The sequence below is a fragment of the Citrobacter sp. R-1.5.2 genome, assembly GCF_035064245.1.
Taxonomy (GTDB): Bacteria; Pseudomonadota; Gammaproteobacteria; order Enterobacterales; family Enterobacteriaceae; genus Citrobacter.
The window spans coordinates 82,466-99,929 of the sequence record NZ_JASEYC010000012.1; the positions used below are offsets into that span (position 1 = coordinate 82,466).

Annotated in this window: 16 protein-coding genes and 1 pseudogene; 4 read left to right on the forward strand and 13 right to left on the reverse strand. The window is 52.0% G+C overall.

The window, feature by feature from the left end; all coding sequences use genetic code 11:
• Positions 1-213: 213 nt before the first annotated feature.
• The 4 genes from yqaB to luxS all read left to right on the forward strand — a co-directional run bounded on the left by yqaB (position 214) and on the right by luxS (position 3,507).
• Positions 214-780, forward strand: a complete 567-nt coding sequence (yqaB, locus tag QMN38_RS19255) for a fructose-1-phosphate/6-phosphogluconate phosphatase (protein WP_323605674.1) — start codon at positions 214-216, stop codon at positions 778-780.
• Positions 777-1,205 carry a YqaA family protein gene (locus tag QMN38_RS19260; protein ID WP_271441824.1) on the forward strand — a complete coding sequence of 143 codons (429 nt, stop codon included), beginning with the start codon at positions 777-779 and terminating at the stop codon, positions 1,203-1,205. The genes yqaB and QMN38_RS19260 overlap by 4 nt, the downstream gene beginning before the upstream one ends.
• 77 nt (positions 1,206-1,282) lie before the next feature.
• Positions 1,283-2,842 carry a glutamate--cysteine ligase gene (gshA, locus tag QMN38_RS19265; protein ID WP_323605678.1) on the forward strand — a complete coding sequence of 520 codons (1,560 nt, stop codon included), beginning with the start codon at positions 1,283-1,285 and terminating at the stop codon, positions 2,840-2,842.
• A 149-nt stretch (positions 2,843-2,991) separates the two neighbouring features.
• Positions 2,992-3,507 (forward strand): S-ribosylhomocysteine lyase, encoded by a 516-nt coding sequence (luxS, locus tag QMN38_RS19270; RefSeq protein WP_005130532.1) that lies wholly within the window; start codon positions 2,992-2,994, stop codon positions 3,505-3,507.
• A gap of 86 nt (positions 3,508-3,593) precedes the next feature.
• On the opposite strand, the gene emrB is transcribed toward luxS, so the two are convergent.
• From emrB to nrdH, 13 genes and pseudogenes are all read right to left on the reverse strand, one after another.
• Positions 3,594-5,132, reverse strand: coding sequence for a multidrug efflux MFS transporter permease subunit EmrB (emrB, locus tag QMN38_RS19275; RefSeq protein ID WP_061068443.1), 1,539 nt, complete (start codon positions 5,130-5,132; stop codon positions 3,594-3,596).
• 16 nt (positions 5,133-5,148) lie between these two features.
• A complete protein-coding gene (gene emrA, locus QMN38_RS19280; protein WP_048213008.1) occupies positions 5,149-6,321 on the reverse strand; it encodes a multidrug efflux MFS transporter periplasmic adaptor subunit EmrA in 1,173 nt (390 codons plus the stop codon).
• A gap of 129 nt (positions 6,322-6,450) precedes the next feature.
• Positions 6,451-6,981 (reverse strand): annotated as a pseudogene (gene mprA, locus QMN38_RS19285) (transcriptional repressor MprA).
• Positions 6,982-7,071: 90 nt separating this feature from the next.
• Positions 7,072-7,407, reverse strand: coding sequence for an L-valine transporter subunit YgaH (ygaH, locus tag QMN38_RS19290; protein WP_005122930.1), 336 nt, complete (start codon positions 7,405-7,407; stop codon positions 7,072-7,074).
• Complete coding sequence (locus tag QMN38_RS19295; protein ID WP_323605680.1) at positions 7,397-8,134, reverse strand: AzlC family ABC transporter permease; 738 nt, start codon at positions 8,132-8,134, stop codon at positions 7,397-7,399. The genes ygaH and QMN38_RS19295 overlap by 11 nt, the downstream gene beginning before the upstream one ends.
• Before the next feature lie 122 nt (positions 8,135-8,256).
• A complete protein-coding gene (locus QMN38_RS19300; protein WP_323605681.1) occupies positions 8,257-9,441 on the reverse strand; it encodes an MFS transporter in 1,185 nt (394 codons plus the stop codon).
• Between the two features lie 191 nt (positions 9,442-9,632).
• Positions 9,633-10,628: a glycine betaine/L-proline ABC transporter substrate-binding protein ProX gene (gene proX, locus QMN38_RS19305; RefSeq protein ID WP_323605682.1), complete on the reverse strand. Its 996-nt coding sequence runs from the start codon at positions 10,626-10,628 to the stop codon at positions 9,633-9,635.
• A 189-nt stretch (positions 10,629-10,817) separates the two neighbouring features.
• On the reverse strand, positions 10,818-11,882 hold the full coding sequence (gene proW / locus QMN38_RS19310) for a glycine betaine/L-proline ABC transporter permease ProW (protein ID WP_323605683.1): 1,065 nt from the start codon (positions 11,880-11,882) through the stop codon (positions 10,818-10,820).
• Positions 11,875-13,077: a glycine betaine/L-proline ABC transporter ATP-binding protein ProV gene (gene proV, locus QMN38_RS19315; protein ID WP_271454184.1), complete on the reverse strand. Its 1,203-nt coding sequence runs from the start codon at positions 13,075-13,077 to the stop codon at positions 11,875-11,877. The genes proW and proV overlap by 8 nt, the downstream gene beginning before the upstream one ends.
• Positions 13,078-13,431: 354 nt before the next feature.
• Positions 13,432-14,391, reverse strand: a complete 960-nt coding sequence (gene nrdF / locus QMN38_RS19320; RefSeq protein ID WP_271449808.1) for a class 1b ribonucleoside-diphosphate reductase subunit beta — start codon at positions 14,389-14,391, stop codon at positions 13,432-13,434.
• 10 nt (positions 14,392-14,401) lie between these two features.
• Positions 14,402-16,546, reverse strand: coding sequence for a class 1b ribonucleoside-diphosphate reductase subunit alpha (gene nrdE / locus QMN38_RS19325; protein ID WP_323605684.1), 2,145 nt, complete (start codon positions 16,544-16,546; stop codon positions 14,402-14,404).
• Positions 16,519-16,929 (reverse strand): class Ib ribonucleoside-diphosphate reductase assembly flavoprotein NrdI, encoded by a 411-nt coding sequence (nrdI, locus tag QMN38_RS19330; protein WP_271442293.1) that lies wholly within the window; start codon positions 16,927-16,929, stop codon positions 16,519-16,521. Before nrdI ends, nrdE begins: the two co-directional genes overlap by 28 nt.
• Positions 16,926-17,171: a glutaredoxin-like protein NrdH gene (gene nrdH, locus QMN38_RS19335; protein WP_286630440.1), complete on the reverse strand. Its 246-nt coding sequence runs from the start codon at positions 17,169-17,171 to the stop codon at positions 16,926-16,928. The genes nrdI and nrdH overlap by 4 nt, the downstream gene beginning before the upstream one ends.
• Positions 17,172-17,464: the final 293 nt, after the last annotated feature.

Genomic DNA, 17,464 nt, shown 5'->3' on the forward strand with positions numbered 1-17,464 from the left:
CATCCGTAGCTCAGCTGGATAGAGTACTCGGCTACGAACCGAGCGGTCGGAGGTTCGAATCCTCCCGGATGCACCATCTTCTCCTGAATTGTTTTCTTACCTCTCCCTGAATTATTTCCTTATCTTCCCTGAACAATCCTCAATTCGCTGTCAGCGACAAAATCAATCAATTACGATAAAATAACGTCTGGTTAATCGGCTTGTGAGAAGACGATGTACGAACGTTATGCAGGTTTAATTTTTGATATGGATGGTACCATCCTGGATACCGAGCCTACGCACCGTAAAGCGTGGCATGAGGTATTAGGACGTTATGGGCTACGTTTTGATGAGCAGGCTATGGTCGCTCTCAACGGTTCCCCAACGTGGCGTATTGCCCAATCGGTGATTGAACTGAACCATGCCGATCTTGATCCCCATGCACTGGCGCGTGAAAAAACCGATAAGGTTAAAAGCATGCTGCTGGATAGCGTCCAGCCTTTACCGTTGGTCGATGTTGTGAAAGCCTGGCATGGTCGCCGTCCTATGTCAGTTGGCACAGGGAGCGAAAGTACCATTGCAGAAGCTCTGCTCACTCACCTTGGGCTGCGTCATTATTTTGATGCCGTGGTCGCGGCCGATCACGTACAACGCCATAAACCGGCTCCTGATACCTTCTTGTTATGTGCTGAGCGTATGGGCGTCGTTCCGGCTCGCTGCGTTGTGTTTGAAGATGCCGATTTTGGGTTGCAGGCAGCGCGTGCGGCAGGAATGGATGCTGTGGATGTTCGGTTACTGTGAGTGATGGACTGTCGCTCCTCTCACTGTTTGCCAGCAGCTTTCTCAGCGCCACGCTATTACCTGGAAATTCTGAAGTTGTTTTAGTTGCCTTACTGGTTTCTGGAGCGAGTCATCCCTGGGTCTTAGTTTTAACAGCAACAATGGGTAATAGCCTTGGAGGGTTAACTAACGTTATCCTTGGGCGTTTCTTTCCGTTGCGTAAAACATCGCGCTGGCAAGAGAAAGCCACTGGCTGGCTGAAGCGCTATGGCGCAGTCACACTATTATTAAGCTGGATGCCGGTTGTGGGTGATTTACTGTGCTTGTTAGCGGGATGGATGCGCATCTCGTGGGGCCCGGTGATCTTTTTTTTATGTCTTGGCAAAGCGCTGCGCTATGTTGTGGTCGCGGCGGTTACGACGCAAGGCATTATGTGGTGGCACTAATTGTGTTGTGGAATAACCTTCAGGGTGACCAATACCATTATGCTAATTAAAACGATTTTGACAGGCGGGAGGTCAATTTGATCCCGGACGTATCACAGGCGCTGGCCTGGCTGGAAAAACATCCTCATGCGTTAGAGGGGATTCAACGCGGGCTCGAGCGCGAAACGCTGCGTGTTAATGCTGATGGTTCATTGGCAACGACAGGCCATCCTGAAGTGTTAGGCTCAGCGCTAACGCATAAATGGATAACCACCGACTTTGCCGAAACGCTGCTGGAGTTTATTACTCCACCGGGCGATGACATTCACAAAATGCTCACGTTCATGCGCGATCTGCATCGCTATACCGCCAGGAATCTTGGCGATGAGCGTATGTGGCCACTGAGCATGCCTTGCTATATTGCTGAAGGTCAGGATATCGAGCTGGCGCAGTACGGCACGTCGAATATCGGTCGTCTGAAAACCCTTTACCGTGAAGGCCTCAAAAACCGTTACGGCGCGTTGATGCAGACTATCTCCGGCGTACACTACAACTTCTCGCTGCCGATGGCTTTCTGGCAGGCGAAATGTGGCGTAACAGATAGTGATGAAGACGTTAAAGAAAAAGTGTCAGCAGGGTATTTCCGTCTGATCCGCAACTACTACCGTTTCGGTTGGGTGATCCCGTATCTGTTTGGTGCCTCACCCGCAATTTGTTCCTCCTTCCTGCAAGGAAAGCCGACAACGCTGCCGTTTGAAAAAACCGATTGTGGTATGTATTACCTGCCTTATGCCACGTCGCTGCGTCTGAGTGACCTGGGTTATACCAATAAGTCGCAAAACAATCTCGGAATTACGTTTAACGATTTGCATGAGTATGTGGCAGGATTGAAGCGCGCGATTAAAACGCCTTCAGAAGAATACGCGGCGATCGGTCTCGAGAAAGACGGTAAGCGCCTGCAAATCAACAGCAACGTTTTGCAAATCGAAAATGAACTGTATGCGCCAATTCGTCCGAAACGCGTGACTCGCAGCGGTGAAACGCCATCTGATGCACTTCTACGCGGCGGCATTGAGTACATCGAAGTGCGTTCACTCGATATCAACCCATTCTCGCCAATCGGCGTAGATGAACAGCAGGTGCGCTTCCTCGATTTGTTCATGGTTTGGTGTGTTCTGGCAGATGCGCCGGAAATGAGTAGCGACGAGCTGCTGTGTACGCGTACTAACTGGAATCGCGTTATTCTGGAAGGGCGCAAGCCAGGTCTGACGTTAGGAATTGGTTGTGAAACGGCTCAATTCCCGCTACCTAAAGTGGGTAAAGATCTGTTCCGTGATCTGAAACGTGTGGCACAAACGCTGGACGGCATTCACGGGGGAGAGGAATATCAAAAAGTCTGTGACGAACTGGTTGCCTGCTTTGATAATCCTGAGCTGACATTCTCAGCGCGTATCCTGCGGTCTATGATTGATACAGGTATTGGCGGCACGGGTAAAGCGTTGGGTGAAGCGTACCGTAACCTGTTGCGCGAAGAGCCATTGGAACTGCTGCAGGAAGAAGAATTTATTGCTGAAAGTGCGGCTTCCAAGCGCCGTCAGCAGGAGATTGAAGCGGCAGATACTGAGCCGTTTGGTGTGTGGCTGGAAAAGCACGCCTGATACAAAAGAAAAAGGCCACTCGGGAGTGGCCAAAATTTCATCTCTGAAAACAGGGATGATGATAACAAATGCGCGTCTTTCATATACTCAGACTCGCCCCGGAACAAAGAGTTCAGAATATTTTTAAAAAATTTATCGGAGGTGGCTAAATGCCGTTGTTAGATAGTTTTACTGTCGATCACACCCGGATGGAAGCTCCTGCAGTCCGGGTTGCAAAAACGATGAACACCCCGCATGGCGACGCTATCACCGTGTTTGATCTGCGTTTCTGCATTCCGAACAAAGAAGTGATGCCTGAGAAAGGTATTCATACGCTGGAACACCTGTTTGCTGGTTTTATGCGTAATCACCTGAATGGTAACGGCGTTGAGATTATCGATATTTCGCCAATGGGTTGTCGTACCGGTTTCTACATGAGCCTGATTGGAACGCCGGACGAACAACGCGTAGCTGATGCCTGGAAAGCGGCAATGGCAGATGTGTTGAAAGTACAGGATCAGAATCAGATCCCGGAACTGAACGTCTACCAGTGCGGTACGTATCAGATGCACTCGCTCAGTGAAGCGCAGGACATTGCCCGTCATATTCTGGAACGTGATGTCCGCGTTAACAGCAATGAAGAGCTGGCGCTGCCAAAAGACAAGCTGCAGGAACTGCATATTTAGTCTGGGCGGGCCTGCTAAGCATTGTGCTATCAGGTCACCAAATGTCAGGCATAAAAAAGCCAGTTCATCTGAACTGGCTTTTTTTATTAGTGTGCGCCGCCGCCGCCACTGCCTGCACCGAATGGCGGTTTGGCAAACCATACCAGGCCGAGTAGCACGAGGAAAATCCCTGCAGACATCCAGAAGATTTCATTAGCAGAAATAATCAGCCCTTGGTTGGTGATTTGCTGCGCCAGCCAGCCGGATGCCTGTTCTTTGGTCATCCCTAATCCCTGCAGCTGGTTATACATAGCCTGCGCATTAGGGTTATAAGGGTTTACTGACTCCGTCAGTTGCGCATGGTGCAGCGACTCACGGCTAGTCCACATCGTTGTGGTGATCGATGTACCAATAGAACCCGCCAGTGTTCGCGTAAAGTTAGACAGGCTCGATGCTGCCGCCATACGTTCAGGCGGTAAACCCGATAGCGTGATGGTGGTCAGTGGCATAAAGAAGCAAGCTACCGCGAACCCCTGAATAAACTGCGGCCAGGCCGATGCACCAAAATCCATACCGGGCTCGAACGTCCACGCACGCCAGTAGAAACAGACGGCATACATGATGAAGCTGAACGTGACCAGCCGACGCATATCCAGCTTGTGTGCGAAACGGCCGATAATCGGCGACAGGATCACTGGAATCACCCCAACCGGTGCAGACGCCAGACCTGCCCAGGTTGCCGTATATCCGTACACCTCCTGCAATAACTGCGGCAACAGGACGATTGCGCCGAAGTAGAGCATATAGGCCAGACTGATACACAGACAGCCGATGGTAAAGTTACGCGACTTAAACAGCGAGAGATCGACAATGGGGTGCTCGTCGGTAAGCTCCCAGACGATGAGGAAGCTGATTGCCACCACGGCGACAACCGTCAGGATGATAATTTCCTGTGAGGCGAACCAGTCCAATTCTTTGCCGCGGTCGAGCATAATCTGCAAACTGCCGATACCAATGACCAGCAGCGCCAGACCAATGGCGTCGATACGCCGCTGCTCGGTTTTGGTTTCCCGACCGCGCAGCGTTTGCAGCGTCATCAATACCACTACAGCACCGATTGGCACGTTGATGAAAAATATCCAGCCCCAGTGATAGTTGTCGCTGATATAGCCCCCAAGAATGGGGCCACAGATCGGGGCAACAATCACCGTCATCGACCAGAGCGCGAGGGCAATGGAGCGTTTGGCGGGAGGATAGTTATTCAGTAACAGGCTTTGCGATAGCGGGATTAACGGACCGGCGACAATACCCTGAATGACGCGGAAGAAAATCAGCATATTCAGGCTGGTGGACATCCCACATGCCCATGACGCAATGACGAAGGCGATAGTTGACCACATGAATAGTCGTACTTCGCCAACGCGTTTTGCCAGCCAGCCGGTGATCGGAATAGAGATAGCATTCGCCACCCCGAATGAGGTGATCACCCAGGTTCCCTGGCTCAGTGAAGAGCCGAGGTTCCCGGCGATAGTGGGGATCGCCACGTTAGCAATGGTGGAGTCCAGCACCTGCATGAATGTCGCCAGGGACAGCGCAATCGTCATAATGACGAGCTGCGCGCCTTCCAGCGGTTTTTGCTGTTGCATCACACGCACCTTTGAATTAGCCCGCGTTGGCCTGCACGATCTCTTCGATCATCTTATTGACCGGATCAAGGTTGATTTCACGTGCATTACTTTCTGATACTGGCGTCGTGCGGACCTGGCTTGCCAGGATCTGCCCGTCACGATTAGCGGTATCTACCGTAACCAGTGTCGACAAACCAATACGCAGTGGATGTTGTGCCAGCTGCTGCGCATCCAGTTCGATACGTACCGGCAAACGCTGGACGACTTTGATCCAGTTACCGGTCGCGTTTTGCGCCGGCAGCAGGGAGAAGGCGCTGCCCGTACCCATATCCAGGCCGACGACTTTCCCGGTGTATTTCACATCATCGCCGTAAATATCACTGATGACGGTCGCCGGTTGGCCAATACGCATGTGCGCCAGCTGTGTTTCTTTGAAGTTGGCATCCACCCACAGGTTAGTGGCCGGAACAACCGCCATCAGCGGCGTAGTCGGGCTAATTTGCGCGCCAGGCTGCACGGCACGACGGGAAACATAGCCGGTCATCGGGCTGACAATTTTAGTACGTTCCAGCGCCAGCCAGGCATTACGCACTTCGGTGGCAGCCTGTTGTACAGCAGGTTGATCTTCCAGCTTGCTACCCAGAATCATTGCCTGGTTTGCATTATATTGTTGGATTGCGACATCAAGCTGAGCCTGAGCGCTGGCGACAGCATCGCGGGCATGTTGCAGTTCTTCGCGGCCAATCAGGTTGGCGTTACCCAGTGGGACACGGCGATTAAAGTCGCTTTGTGCCTGGGCCAGCGCGGTTCTCTGTACTTCAATGCTTGCCTGTAGTTGCTTGCTGTTGATCATCAACTGGTGCGTCTGGCGCACGCTGGACGCCAGTGCAGTTTTGGCTTTTTCAAATGCCTGTTTGGCATCTGTCTGATCGAGAGTGACCAGGACATCGCCCTGTTTTACAAAGTCAGTGTTATCAGCCCAGACTTTCGTCACGCTGCCTGATACCTGCGCCATAATTTGAACCTGGTTCCCTGCCACGTAAGCATCGTCTGTCTCTTCGATATGACGCAGTACTAAAAACCAATAAATCCCATATGCCACGGCAATGATAATAAAGAGCAAGGTCAGCAGGAGCAGCATACTTTTACGTTTGCCATTCTTCTTGACCGGTTGCTGCGGGGTTTGAGTCTCCGCATTTGCGCTCATGTTGTTCTCCACGATCTTATTTTTTTCACATCGGCTGGGGCCGACCTGTTTATCAGAAAGGCCAGCACTGTGCGTGCTGGCCTGTCGGTTTTTCATTTTTAAATCTGGATTTCTGAGCGAGTCAGCGCGTTAGCGCAGCGCTTCTAATACCGCGCCATCCTGCTCCATCTGATCAAGACGGGTCAGAAGTTTACGGGTGATGTGCTCAAGTTGATCTTTTTCGGTGGTGCTGAGAGATGACCAAAGCTGATGAAGGCAGTTGTGCTGAGGCGGTAATACCTCCTGCAAAAAAGCATGGCCTTTTTCGGTCAATTGCAGATGCAGACAGCGGCGATCGTTATCGCTTTCGCGACGCTCGATCCAGCCACGCTTTTCTAACTCATCCGCGATGCGGGTGGCGTTAGTCCGTGACGAGCCAAGTGCTCAGCTCAGTTCAGAAGGCTGAATACTGTGGTTTTCCTGAGACTCCAGCGTAATCAACGCCATAAACAACGTCTCGTTAATCCCTTGAGCTTTCAGCATCTTATTGCGGTTTTCCAGCAGCTTGCCCTGCATATGCATGCAAAGACGAGTCAGAAGCACTTCCTGATAAGGGAACTCTTCGTAGCGGCTGGCGCGAAATTTTAGCATTTGTTCAATGGGCGTAAACGAACTATCCATTTGGGTATAACCTCATTAATTTCAGCCGATATAGTAACGACAGTGACAAATAAAGTAAATGTATTATTTATTTAAAATGATTATTTTCATCTATAAGACAAACAGCATTTTCCAGGCTAATCCATAGCCCAGAGCACTCAGTAAGGTCGGAATGATAATGCTGCGGGTCTTATAGAAGCTTGCACCCAGTACCACAAACCCCACCAGCGTAGGTACAAAACGACGAGCGTCGTGCATCACTTCTGGCGCGGTAGACACCACCAGCAGGGCGCAAATTGATGCAATACCGATGGTGTCGAGTAATATTCCAGTGGCTCCGCGCTTTGTCGGGCGCACATTCCCCATTCGCAGACGCAGTGGCAAATAGCGAAAACAGTAATTGACGCAGCCGACCAGCAGACCGAGCAGCAGAACCTCATAGCTCATCAGGACCCCCCTGCCAGAACGACTGAATGAGCGCAGTCAGGCATCCGCAGGCTATGCCTGCCAGGATGGCTGCCGGAATGGAAAACAGCATCACGCCAGCCAGTGCACCGGCTAATGCCGCCGTGACGCATAGCGTTTGCTTACGCTGGAAAGAGGCCAGCAGAAAACTCATAAACAGCGCCGGGAGCATAAACCCCAGTGCTGCTTCTACCGCCGGGAAACCCTTCAGTAAGCCAGTGCCGGAAAATGCACCGATAACTGTGCCAAGAACCCAGGAAGCCCAGGAGCATAGCGCGATGCCGATCATCCAGTTTTCACTCCAGCGCCGATTATCCCGTACCAGCTTCGCCGTTGCAGCGGCAAAGACTTCGTCGGTGAGGCCAAAGGCCCATAGCGCGCTTTTTGGTCTGCTCAGCTGTCGGGCGATACGGCTACGTAGAGATGGGCCATACAAAACGTGGCGAACATCCATCGCCATGACGGTCAGAGCTGCGACCCACAGTGAGCTGCCTGCGGCGAGCATGGTTGTGATGACAAACTGGCTGGCACCGGCGTAAATGATGCAGGAGAAAAAAACGCTTTCAACGGGAGTAAAGCCCAGGCGAGTCGCATTCATACCAAATGCAAATGCGACCGGAATATAACTGATAACTATCGGTAGGCTGTCTTTGAATCCTTCAGTTAACGTAGAAGAACGGAATTCAGACTGGGGAACAGGGCTTTCCATAGGATTATAGGCTTCATTACCGAAATTAAAATAACCTGGCTCAATGAGTTATAACCTTAGCAGACTGATGGGCTCCTTAACACCCTGAGGAGCCCAATCAAAGGTAAACAGACGTTATACGCTTAATTTGCAGCTTCCTGGCGGTGAAAACCTCGCCACCAGACCAGCAGGTTGAGTACGGCAACGGTCACACCTGCCAGACAAACGCCAGCCCAGCCGGCATGCTGCCAGGCTGAAGCTGAAATCAGAGAACCTGCCGCGCCACCAATGAAATAGCTGGTCATGTATCCGGCAGTCAGACGATTACGTGCGTCCGGGTGAATGCGATAGATAACCGTCTGGTTGGTGATATGTACCCCCTGAACGGTCAGATCCAGTACCAGGATACCGATAATCAGCATCGGCACTGAAGTATGTCCGAGCCAGATAGCCAGCCAGGAGAGCAACAGTAACAGCAGGCCTGCGGTAGTCGTGAGATGCGATTTACCCTTATCGGCAAAACCGCCCGCCGGACGAGCGCCTAACGCACCGGCAGCACCTGCCAGCCCGAACAGGCCAATCATTCCCTCTGAATAGTTAAACGGCGGTGCGGCGAGTAAAAATGCCATTGATGTCCAGAGGATACTGAAGTTGGCAAAGGTCAGGCAGCCCAACATCGCGCGGGTGCGGAGTAATTTATCGTGGATAAACAGGCTAAACACAGAACCCAATAGCTGCGGGTAGTTAAGATGGGTCTCTGATTTCATCTTCGGCAAACCACGCCACAGGGCAATCGCCATCAGCGCCATCAATACTGAGGCCACCCAAAATACGGTGCGCCAGCCGCCGAGATTCGCCAGCAACCCTGCAACAGTTCGCGCCAGCAAAATCCCCAGCAACAGGCCGCTCATAATCGTACCAACGACTTTACCGCGCTTGTCTGGCGTGGCGAGCGTCGCCGCCAGCGGAACCAGGATCTGTGCGACAACTGAGAACAGCCCGGTTAGCGCAGTGCCGAGGATCAGCATCCCCAGCGACTGACTGCTGGCAGTAATCAACATGCCGCCTGCGGCTAACAGTGTCATTGAGACAATCAGTGTCCGGCGTTCAAACATATCACCAAGCGGTACCAGAAACAGTAGCCCCGCAGCGTAGCCAAGCTGTGCTGCAGTGACGATAAAGCCCGCAGTACTGGCCGACAGCGAAAAGTTTCGTGCGATGGTGTCGAGCAGCGGCTGGGCGTAATAGTTACTGGCAACGGCGAGGCCGGTCGCCACAGACATTAAAACAATCAGTGCCGGGCTAAGCCCGTGAGTGGGTTTGGTCATTGTTTTCAACTGAATAATGGGTTGCAGAAAACAATCATAACGGAAGTGATTAAATGTTGCTGATTTGTTGGGTGATGGATTGTGCGGTGAGGGAAGGGCGTGTAGGCCGGATAAGGCGCATCGCGCCACCATCCGGCATTGGTGGGGTTACTGGGCCTGAAAGCGCTATGCTTATCAGGCCTATGAATGGGTTATTTCTGCGCAGCCAGCGCTTCTTTTACCCAGCCATCGAACTGTTGCTGGTGGGCTTTGATCCAGCCATCAACGTGGCCCTGAACGTCAGCTTCTGAGGCTTTACCATCATGCATCATTGCGTTCTGCGCATTGATATCTGCCAGTGGTAATTTCATGATGGCAAACAGTTTCGCCGCCGCCGGGTTTTTCTCCGCCCAGGCCTTGTTGGCGACAATGTGCATGGTGTTTACCGGGAAGCCATAGTTCGCGCCGTTCGGTAGTTTGGTATCGATATCTTTCTGTTCACCGGGCAGAGAAGAGAACGGGACCTGCAACCAGACGACATCTTTGCCCGGTTTCATCACGTCACTGACCCAGTATGGTGTCCAGGTGTAGTAGAGGATCGGTTTGCCTTCTTTAAAGCGGGTAATGGTGTCAGCCATCATTGCTGCATAGTTACCGTGGCTGACCTCGACTGTTTTTTCCAGATCGAAGGCTTTGTTCTGGTGGTTAATCACGGCTTCACAACCCCAGCCCGGTGAACAGCCCATCATATCGGCTTTTCCGTCACCGTTGGTGTCAAAGATTTTGGCGATCTTCGGATCTTTTAACTGGGCGATGTTAGTGATTTTGTACTGCTCAGCGGTTTTTTTGTCGATCAGATAACCCTGTGCGGCACCCGTCACGAATACCCCCTCGCGATAAAACTTTTTGTCTCCGCCGGCTGCGGCGTACATATCATCATGTAGCGGCTGCCAGTTCACGGCGGTAAACGTCGCATCGCCAGAGGCAATAGAGGTATAGCCGACGTTGTAGTCGACTTCGCTTGTCTTATTTACGGTGTAGCCCAGTTTCTCCAGCGCACGGCTCACTAACTGCGTCTGGAAGGACTCTTCAGAGATGGTGCTCTGGATAGGTTGTACAGTGATGCCTTTGCCCGGCAGGTCAGAAGCGAAAGCGCTGGTGGAGACAAGGGTGGCAAACGCTGTGGCAAAAAGTATGGTATGTCGCATCGTTGTTCCTTATTACACTTCATCCTTCAAGCTGCCTCTTTGTTGGCTGCACTCATGCACCCCAGTCACGTACTACTTGTACGCTCCTGGGGATACATTCGTTTGCCGCCGCGATGCAACTTGAATGATTTTGTGTAAGCTAATGAATTGTAGGCCCGGTAAGCAATGCGTCACCGGGCAACGGGTGAACTACTTAGTGAAAGGGCGGGTGAGAAGCCCAACCGGACCGGTGGTATACCAGCGACGGTTACCCCGGCTACGCGAGTCGCGGCCTACGGCCTGCGTCAGACGGTCGAGAATGATGGCGAGGATCACGATCCCCACACCGCCAACGGTAGCCAGACCCATGTCCAGACGACCGATACCGCGCAGAACCATCTGACCCAAGCCACCGACGGCGATCATCGACGCGATAACCACCATGGAGAGTGCCAGCATCAGCGTCTGGTTCACCCCTGCCATAATGGTGGGCATCGCCAGCGGCAACTGCACTTTAAACAGCATCTGACGCGGGCTGGCACCAAATGAGCGCGAGGCTTCGATCAGATCGGCCGGGACCTGATTAATCCCCAGAATGGTCAGACGCACGATGGGCGGCAGGGCGAAGATAATTGTCACCACTACGCCGGGAACGTTGCCAATACCGAACAGCATGACGATCGGCACCAGATAGACGAACGCGGGGGTGGTCTGCATCGCATCCAGCAGTGGCCGGACAATCTTCGCCGCACGCGGGCTGCGCGCCAGCCAGATCCCCATTGGCAAGCCGATCACCACGCAGAACAGCAACGCGGTTAGCACCAGCGCCAGGGTGATCATGGCCTGCGACCAGGCACCGATAGCACCGATAGCAATCAGTGAAATCAGCGTGGCGGCGCCCATTCCGATACCGGAAATTTGCCAGGCGATCAGGGCAAACAGGATAATTGCCACCGGTGCAGGCATGCCCAGCAGGAGTTGCTGAAAGCCATTAAGTATGTAATCCACCGGGACACGAATGCCCTGGAAGACAGGACGGAAATGGGTGACCACCCAATCGATCCCTTCGGTGACCCAGCTATCCAGCGGGATCAGCGTTTTATGGAATGGATCCATAATATTGAAATGTTCTGGTGCCGGTGCAGGTGCACTGGTTAGCCAGTCTGCGTTAGCGCCGTCGGCAGGTGCGCCTGCGGGTGTCCCCCAGGCATCAGCAGATTGCGCGGCGCTATCGGCCGCAGGTGTGGTATCCCACGGATTGGTTTGATCAGCCATTGTTTGCCCCCTCGCGATCTAAAGCCTGTAGCAGCATGCGTTTTGAAATGATGCCCACATACTGTTGTTCCTCATCGACAACCGGCACCGCGCACGGGGCCTGACCGACATGAGAAAGTAACTCGCTAAGAGGCGTTTGTGCATCCACGGCTAGCGGCTCGTTGATTAATGCCGCATCAATACCTTGTGCCTGGCTTAATGCGGTTTTTAATGAATCGATCGACACCACACCGACGAATTTATTACCGCGTTCAATCACGTAACCATATTCGCGATCTTTGTCCTGCAGTAATTGCAGGGCCGAACGGGGGCCGACGCCTGGCGTTTTACGAATTAGCCCTTCAGGGCTACGACGGGATATATCTTTAGCGCTAAAGACCTGACTAATATCTACGCCACGGAAGAAGGTACGCACATAATCATTCGCTGGGTTATTCAGGATTTCATCCGGTGTACCGACCTGTACCACTTCACCGTTTTGCATAATGGCAATTCTGTCGCCAATACGCATCGCTTCGTCAAGATCGTGGGAAATAAAGACCACGGTACGCTGATGCTTCGCCTGGAGTTTTACCAGTTCATCCTGCATTTCGGTGCGAATTAACGGATCGAGCGCAGAGAAGGCTTCATCCATTAATAAGATATCGGGATTGATGGCTAATGCGCGGGCGAGACCCACGCGCTGGCGCATTCCGCCGGAAAGTTCATCCGGGTAGCCGTGCGCGTAATTCTCCAGACCTACCTGACGTAACGCATCCAGCGCTTTTTCACGACGCTCTTCAGCGGCAACACCGGCTAATTCCATACCGAATGCCGTATTGTCCAACACCGTCATGTGCGGCATCAGGGCAAAGGACTGGAAGACCATCGCAATCTTTTTTCTGCGCACCTCGCGAAGTTCAGCATCGGAGATTCGGGCAATGTCTACGCCGTCTATCAATACCTGTCCGCGGGTGGGTTCAATCAGGCGATTGAGAAGGCGTACCATTGTGGATTTACCCGAACCAGATAATCCCATGATGACAAATATCTCGCCTTCTTCAATGGCCAGACTGGCGTCTTTAACGCCAAGCGATAGCCCTGTTTTATCCAGAATTTGCTCTTTTGAAAGTCCTTTTTCAATATATTTGAACGCTCTCTGTGGATGCTCGCCAAATATCTTATAGAGATTTTTAACTTCTAATTTAATTGCCATGCAATAGAATGATTCCTGTTATTTGTTTATATCGATATATTACCTGATGGAAATAGTGACCTTTTTCTACCCTAACATACTGAGAATCTGAGACAACCCTGAATTTGTTTGTGGCATGAATATTGCCAAACGTCAGATGGCGGGATTTCCCATGATATAAGGGCTGAGCGCGGATGAGCCTTGAGGGATATTTTTTGTAAATGACACTGAAAATGCGCCTGAATTGTTGAAATACAGGCGAATATTGCGGCTGATATTGAGTGTAGATCACCCAATCATATTTGTGTGATAAAAATGTGATCTCGTTAAAATATTAACGCGGAAAATGTAAGGTATTTCCCGCGGAAGGAAACGTTAAAAATTCCAGTCGTCATCTTCTGTTTCGACGGCTTTACCCATCACATAAGATGACCCTGAACCAGAGAAGAAATCGTGGTTTTCGTCTGCGTTGGGTGAGAGCGCTGCGAGGATTGCCGGGTTCACATCCGCCATTTCTGCCGGGAACAGGGACTCATAACCTAAATTCATTAGCGCCTTATTGGCGTTGTAGCAGAGAAAGGCTTTGACGTCTTCCACCCACGGGGTTTCCGCATACAGTTCCTCCGTATAACGAACTTCGTTGTCATATAATTCCATCAACAGATCGAGGGCATAATTCTGTAGCGCGTCACGCGTAGAGGGTGAAACGTGCTCCAGACCTTTTTGGTATTTATAGCCAATGTAATAACCATGAACTGCTTCATCACGAATGATCAGGCGGATAAGGTCTGCGGTATTCGTCAACTTGCCGCGGCTGGAGAAATACATCGGTAGCCAGAAGCCGGAATAGAACAGGAAGGATTCCAGAAATACGCTGGCTATTTTCTTTTTCAGCGGTTCCTCGCTGGCGTAATGCGTCAGAATTATCTGTGCCTTGTGCTGGAGCGGAGAATTTTTCTCACTCCAGAGGTAAGCCGCGTCCACATCTTTGGTCTGACAAAGCGTGGAAAAAATAGAACTGTAGGAGCGCGCGTGCACGGCTTCCATAAAGCTGATATTCGACAGTACCGCCTCTTCATGTGGCGTGATTGAATCCGCCATTAGCGCGGGGGCGCCGGCGATATTCTGAATCGTGTCGAGCAGCGTCAGGCCGGTAAATACGCGGATAGTGAGCTGCTGCTCGGCAGCGCTCAACGTTTGCCATGCCGGAATATCATTGGAAAGCGGGACTTTTTCCGGTAGCCAGAAGTTACTGGTCAGGCGATTCCATACCTCAAGGTCTTTATCATCTTCAATCTTGTTCCAGTTGATGGCGCTGACGCGAGATAGTTTCATTCTGTTCTCCTTACAGTGCGCATGACACGCAACCCTCAATTTCGGTTCCTTCCAGCGCCAACTGGCGTAACCGGATGTAGTACAACGATTTGATACCCTTACGCCAGGCGTAGATCTGTGCCTTGTTGATATCGCGAGTGGTAGCGGTATCGGGGAAAAAGAGCGTCAGTGAAAGCCCCTGATCGACATGCCGTGTCGCCTCGGCATAGGTATCAATGATCTTTTGTGGGCCAATCTCGTAGGCATCCTGATACAGGGCCAAATTCTCGTTGGTCATAAACGGGGCAGGGTAGTAAACGCGCCCGGTTTTACCCTCTTTACGAATTTCCACTTTCGATACAATCGGGTGAATGCTTGAGGTCGCGTGGTTGATATAGGAGATTGAGCCGGTCGGCGGAACGGCCTGTAAATTCTGGTTATAGATGCCGTAGCGCATCACATCATCCCGCAGTTGCTGCCACATCTCCCGGGTTGGCAACGTAATGCCGCTTGTGGCAAACAGTGCGCGGACCTTCTCTGTTTTAGGCTGCCAGTCTCCCTGCAAATACTGGGTAAAGTACTCGCCGTTGGCATAGCGTGACTGACTAAATCCGGCAAAAGATGTACCGCGTTCACGGGCCTGTTTCATTGACGTATTCAGCGCATGCCAGGTGATGGTGTAGAAATAGAGATTGGTAAAATCCAGCCCTTCCGGCGAACCATAGGCGATCCCTTCCCGCGCCAGATACCCGTGCAGATTCATCTGCCCAAGACCAATGGCGTGTGACGCACTGTTCCCGGCTTCAATGGAAGGAACACTTCGGATATGGCTCATGTCCGAGACGGCGGTTAAGCCGCGCACGGCTGTTTCAACGGTACGAGCAAAGTCAGGTGAATCCATGGTATGGGCAATGTTCAGCGATCCAAGATTGCAGGAAATATCATGCCCTACCTGCGTATAGCCCAGTGCCTCATCATAGGTTGATGGACTGTTGACCTGTAAAATTTCCGAGCACAGGTTGCTCATATTGATGCGACCGGCAATCGGATTCGCACGGTTCACCGTATCTTCAAACATAATGTAGGGGTAGCCAGACTCAAACTGGATCTCTGCCAGTCGCTGGAAGAAGTCGCGGGCATGAATGTATGTTTTGCGCACACGCGTGTCGGCAACCAGTTCGTCATAGCGCTCGCTCACGGCGATATCACCGAATGGTTTGCCGTAAAGGCGTTCTACGTCATACGGTGAAAACAGCGCCATCTGCGCATTTTCTTTGGCCAACTGGAAGGTGACGTCCGGGATCACCACGCCAAGCGAGAGCGTTTTGATGCGGATTTTTTCATCGGCATTTTCACGTTTGGTATCGAGAAAACGTAAAATATCGGGATGGTGCGCGTGCAGATACACTGCGCCCGCGCCCTGACGTGCGCCCAACTGATTAGCATAAGAAAAGGCATCTTCCAGCATTTTCATTATCGGGATCACGCCGGAGGACTGGTTTTCAATACGCTTAATAGGCGCTCCGGCCTCGCGCAGATTCGAGAGTAAAAATGCCACGCCGCCGCCGCGTTTGGAAAGCTGCAGCGCTGAGTTTACCGCCCGGCCGATGGACTCCATGTTGTCTTCAATGCGTAGCAGGAAGCAGGAAACCAGCTCCCCACGCTGTTGTTTGCCGCAGTTTAAGAAGGTTGGTGTGGCGGGTTGAAAACGACCCGAGAGCATTTCATCAGTGAGCTGCATGGCGAGCGCCTCGTCACCCTGCGCCAGAGTGAGTGCCACCATCGTCACGCGATCCTCGAAATCTTCAAGGTAGCGTTTGCCGTCAAAGGTTTTCAGTGTATAGCTGGTGTAGTACTTCCATGCGCCGAGGAATGTCTGAAAGCGGAATCCGCTGGCGTGGGCGTGGGCAAACAGCTTCACCACGAACGCGCGATCGTAGCGGGCTAAAACGCTTTCGTCGTAATAGCCTTCACGAATCAGCGTGTCCAGGCGTTCCTGCTGACTGGCAAAGACCACCGAATGAGGACGGACGTGGGTAGCAAAAAAAGCTTCCACCGCCTGATGATCTTTATCGAACTGAATCCGCCCGGCTTTATCGTACAGATTTAGCATGGCGTTCAGGGCGTGATAATCCAGTGCTGGCTGGATTACGCGTTCTGCGGTTGTCGTTGCCAAAATTCGCTCACTCCTTTTCGAACGTTTTCGATATCGCTTTGCGTACCCATCAGCTCAAAACGATAGAGCCATGGCACGCCGCATTTTTGCGAGACGACCTCACCCGCACGCCCATAGGCCTCGCCGAAATTGCGATTGCCAGATGCGATCACGCCACGGATTAATGCCCGGTTATGAGGATCGTTTAAAAAGCGGATCACCTGACGCGGGACTGCGCCTGCCGTACCGCCGCCGCCGTAAGACGGCACGATTAAAATGTAAGGCTCGTCTACCCGGATCCTCTCGCGTTCATTCAGTGGAATGCGGATGGCGGGCAGCGCCAGACGCAGCATAAAGCGGTGCGTATTTTCGGAGCTGCTGGAGAAGTAGACGAGGGTCGTCATGCGCTGACCACGCGGGGTTCCGGGCGCAGGCGATTGATCATGTCCGGGCGAAATCCTGACCAACGGGTTTCACCTGCCACCACGACAGGCAACTGACGAAAACCTTGCTCGCGCAGGGTATCTGCCAGTTCAGGCTGCAAATCGACATTTACCATCTCAAAATCAAAACCACGGCTTTCCATCGCCCGTTTTGTGGCGTGGCACTGAACACAGTTATTACGAGTGTAAATAATAATACGCATGATTCGTATTTCCATTTAAAAGTAAAAGAGCGATGCATATTGGACATCGGCTTGTGTGGGTGCTGATAGAGAAGATACTAGATGTAGATGAAAGAAGATTCAACCATACAAGATATGGGAATTTTAGATTGATGATACCCAGGGTGATGAGCGGAGCGGGAACGGGATATGAACTATAACAGGTTGCCGGATGGCGACGCGTTGCGTCTTATCCGGCCTACAGGAGAGTACATCCCTGGCCAGATAAGGCATTTATGCCGCCATCCGGCGGCGCATAATGACATGCGTTTTCC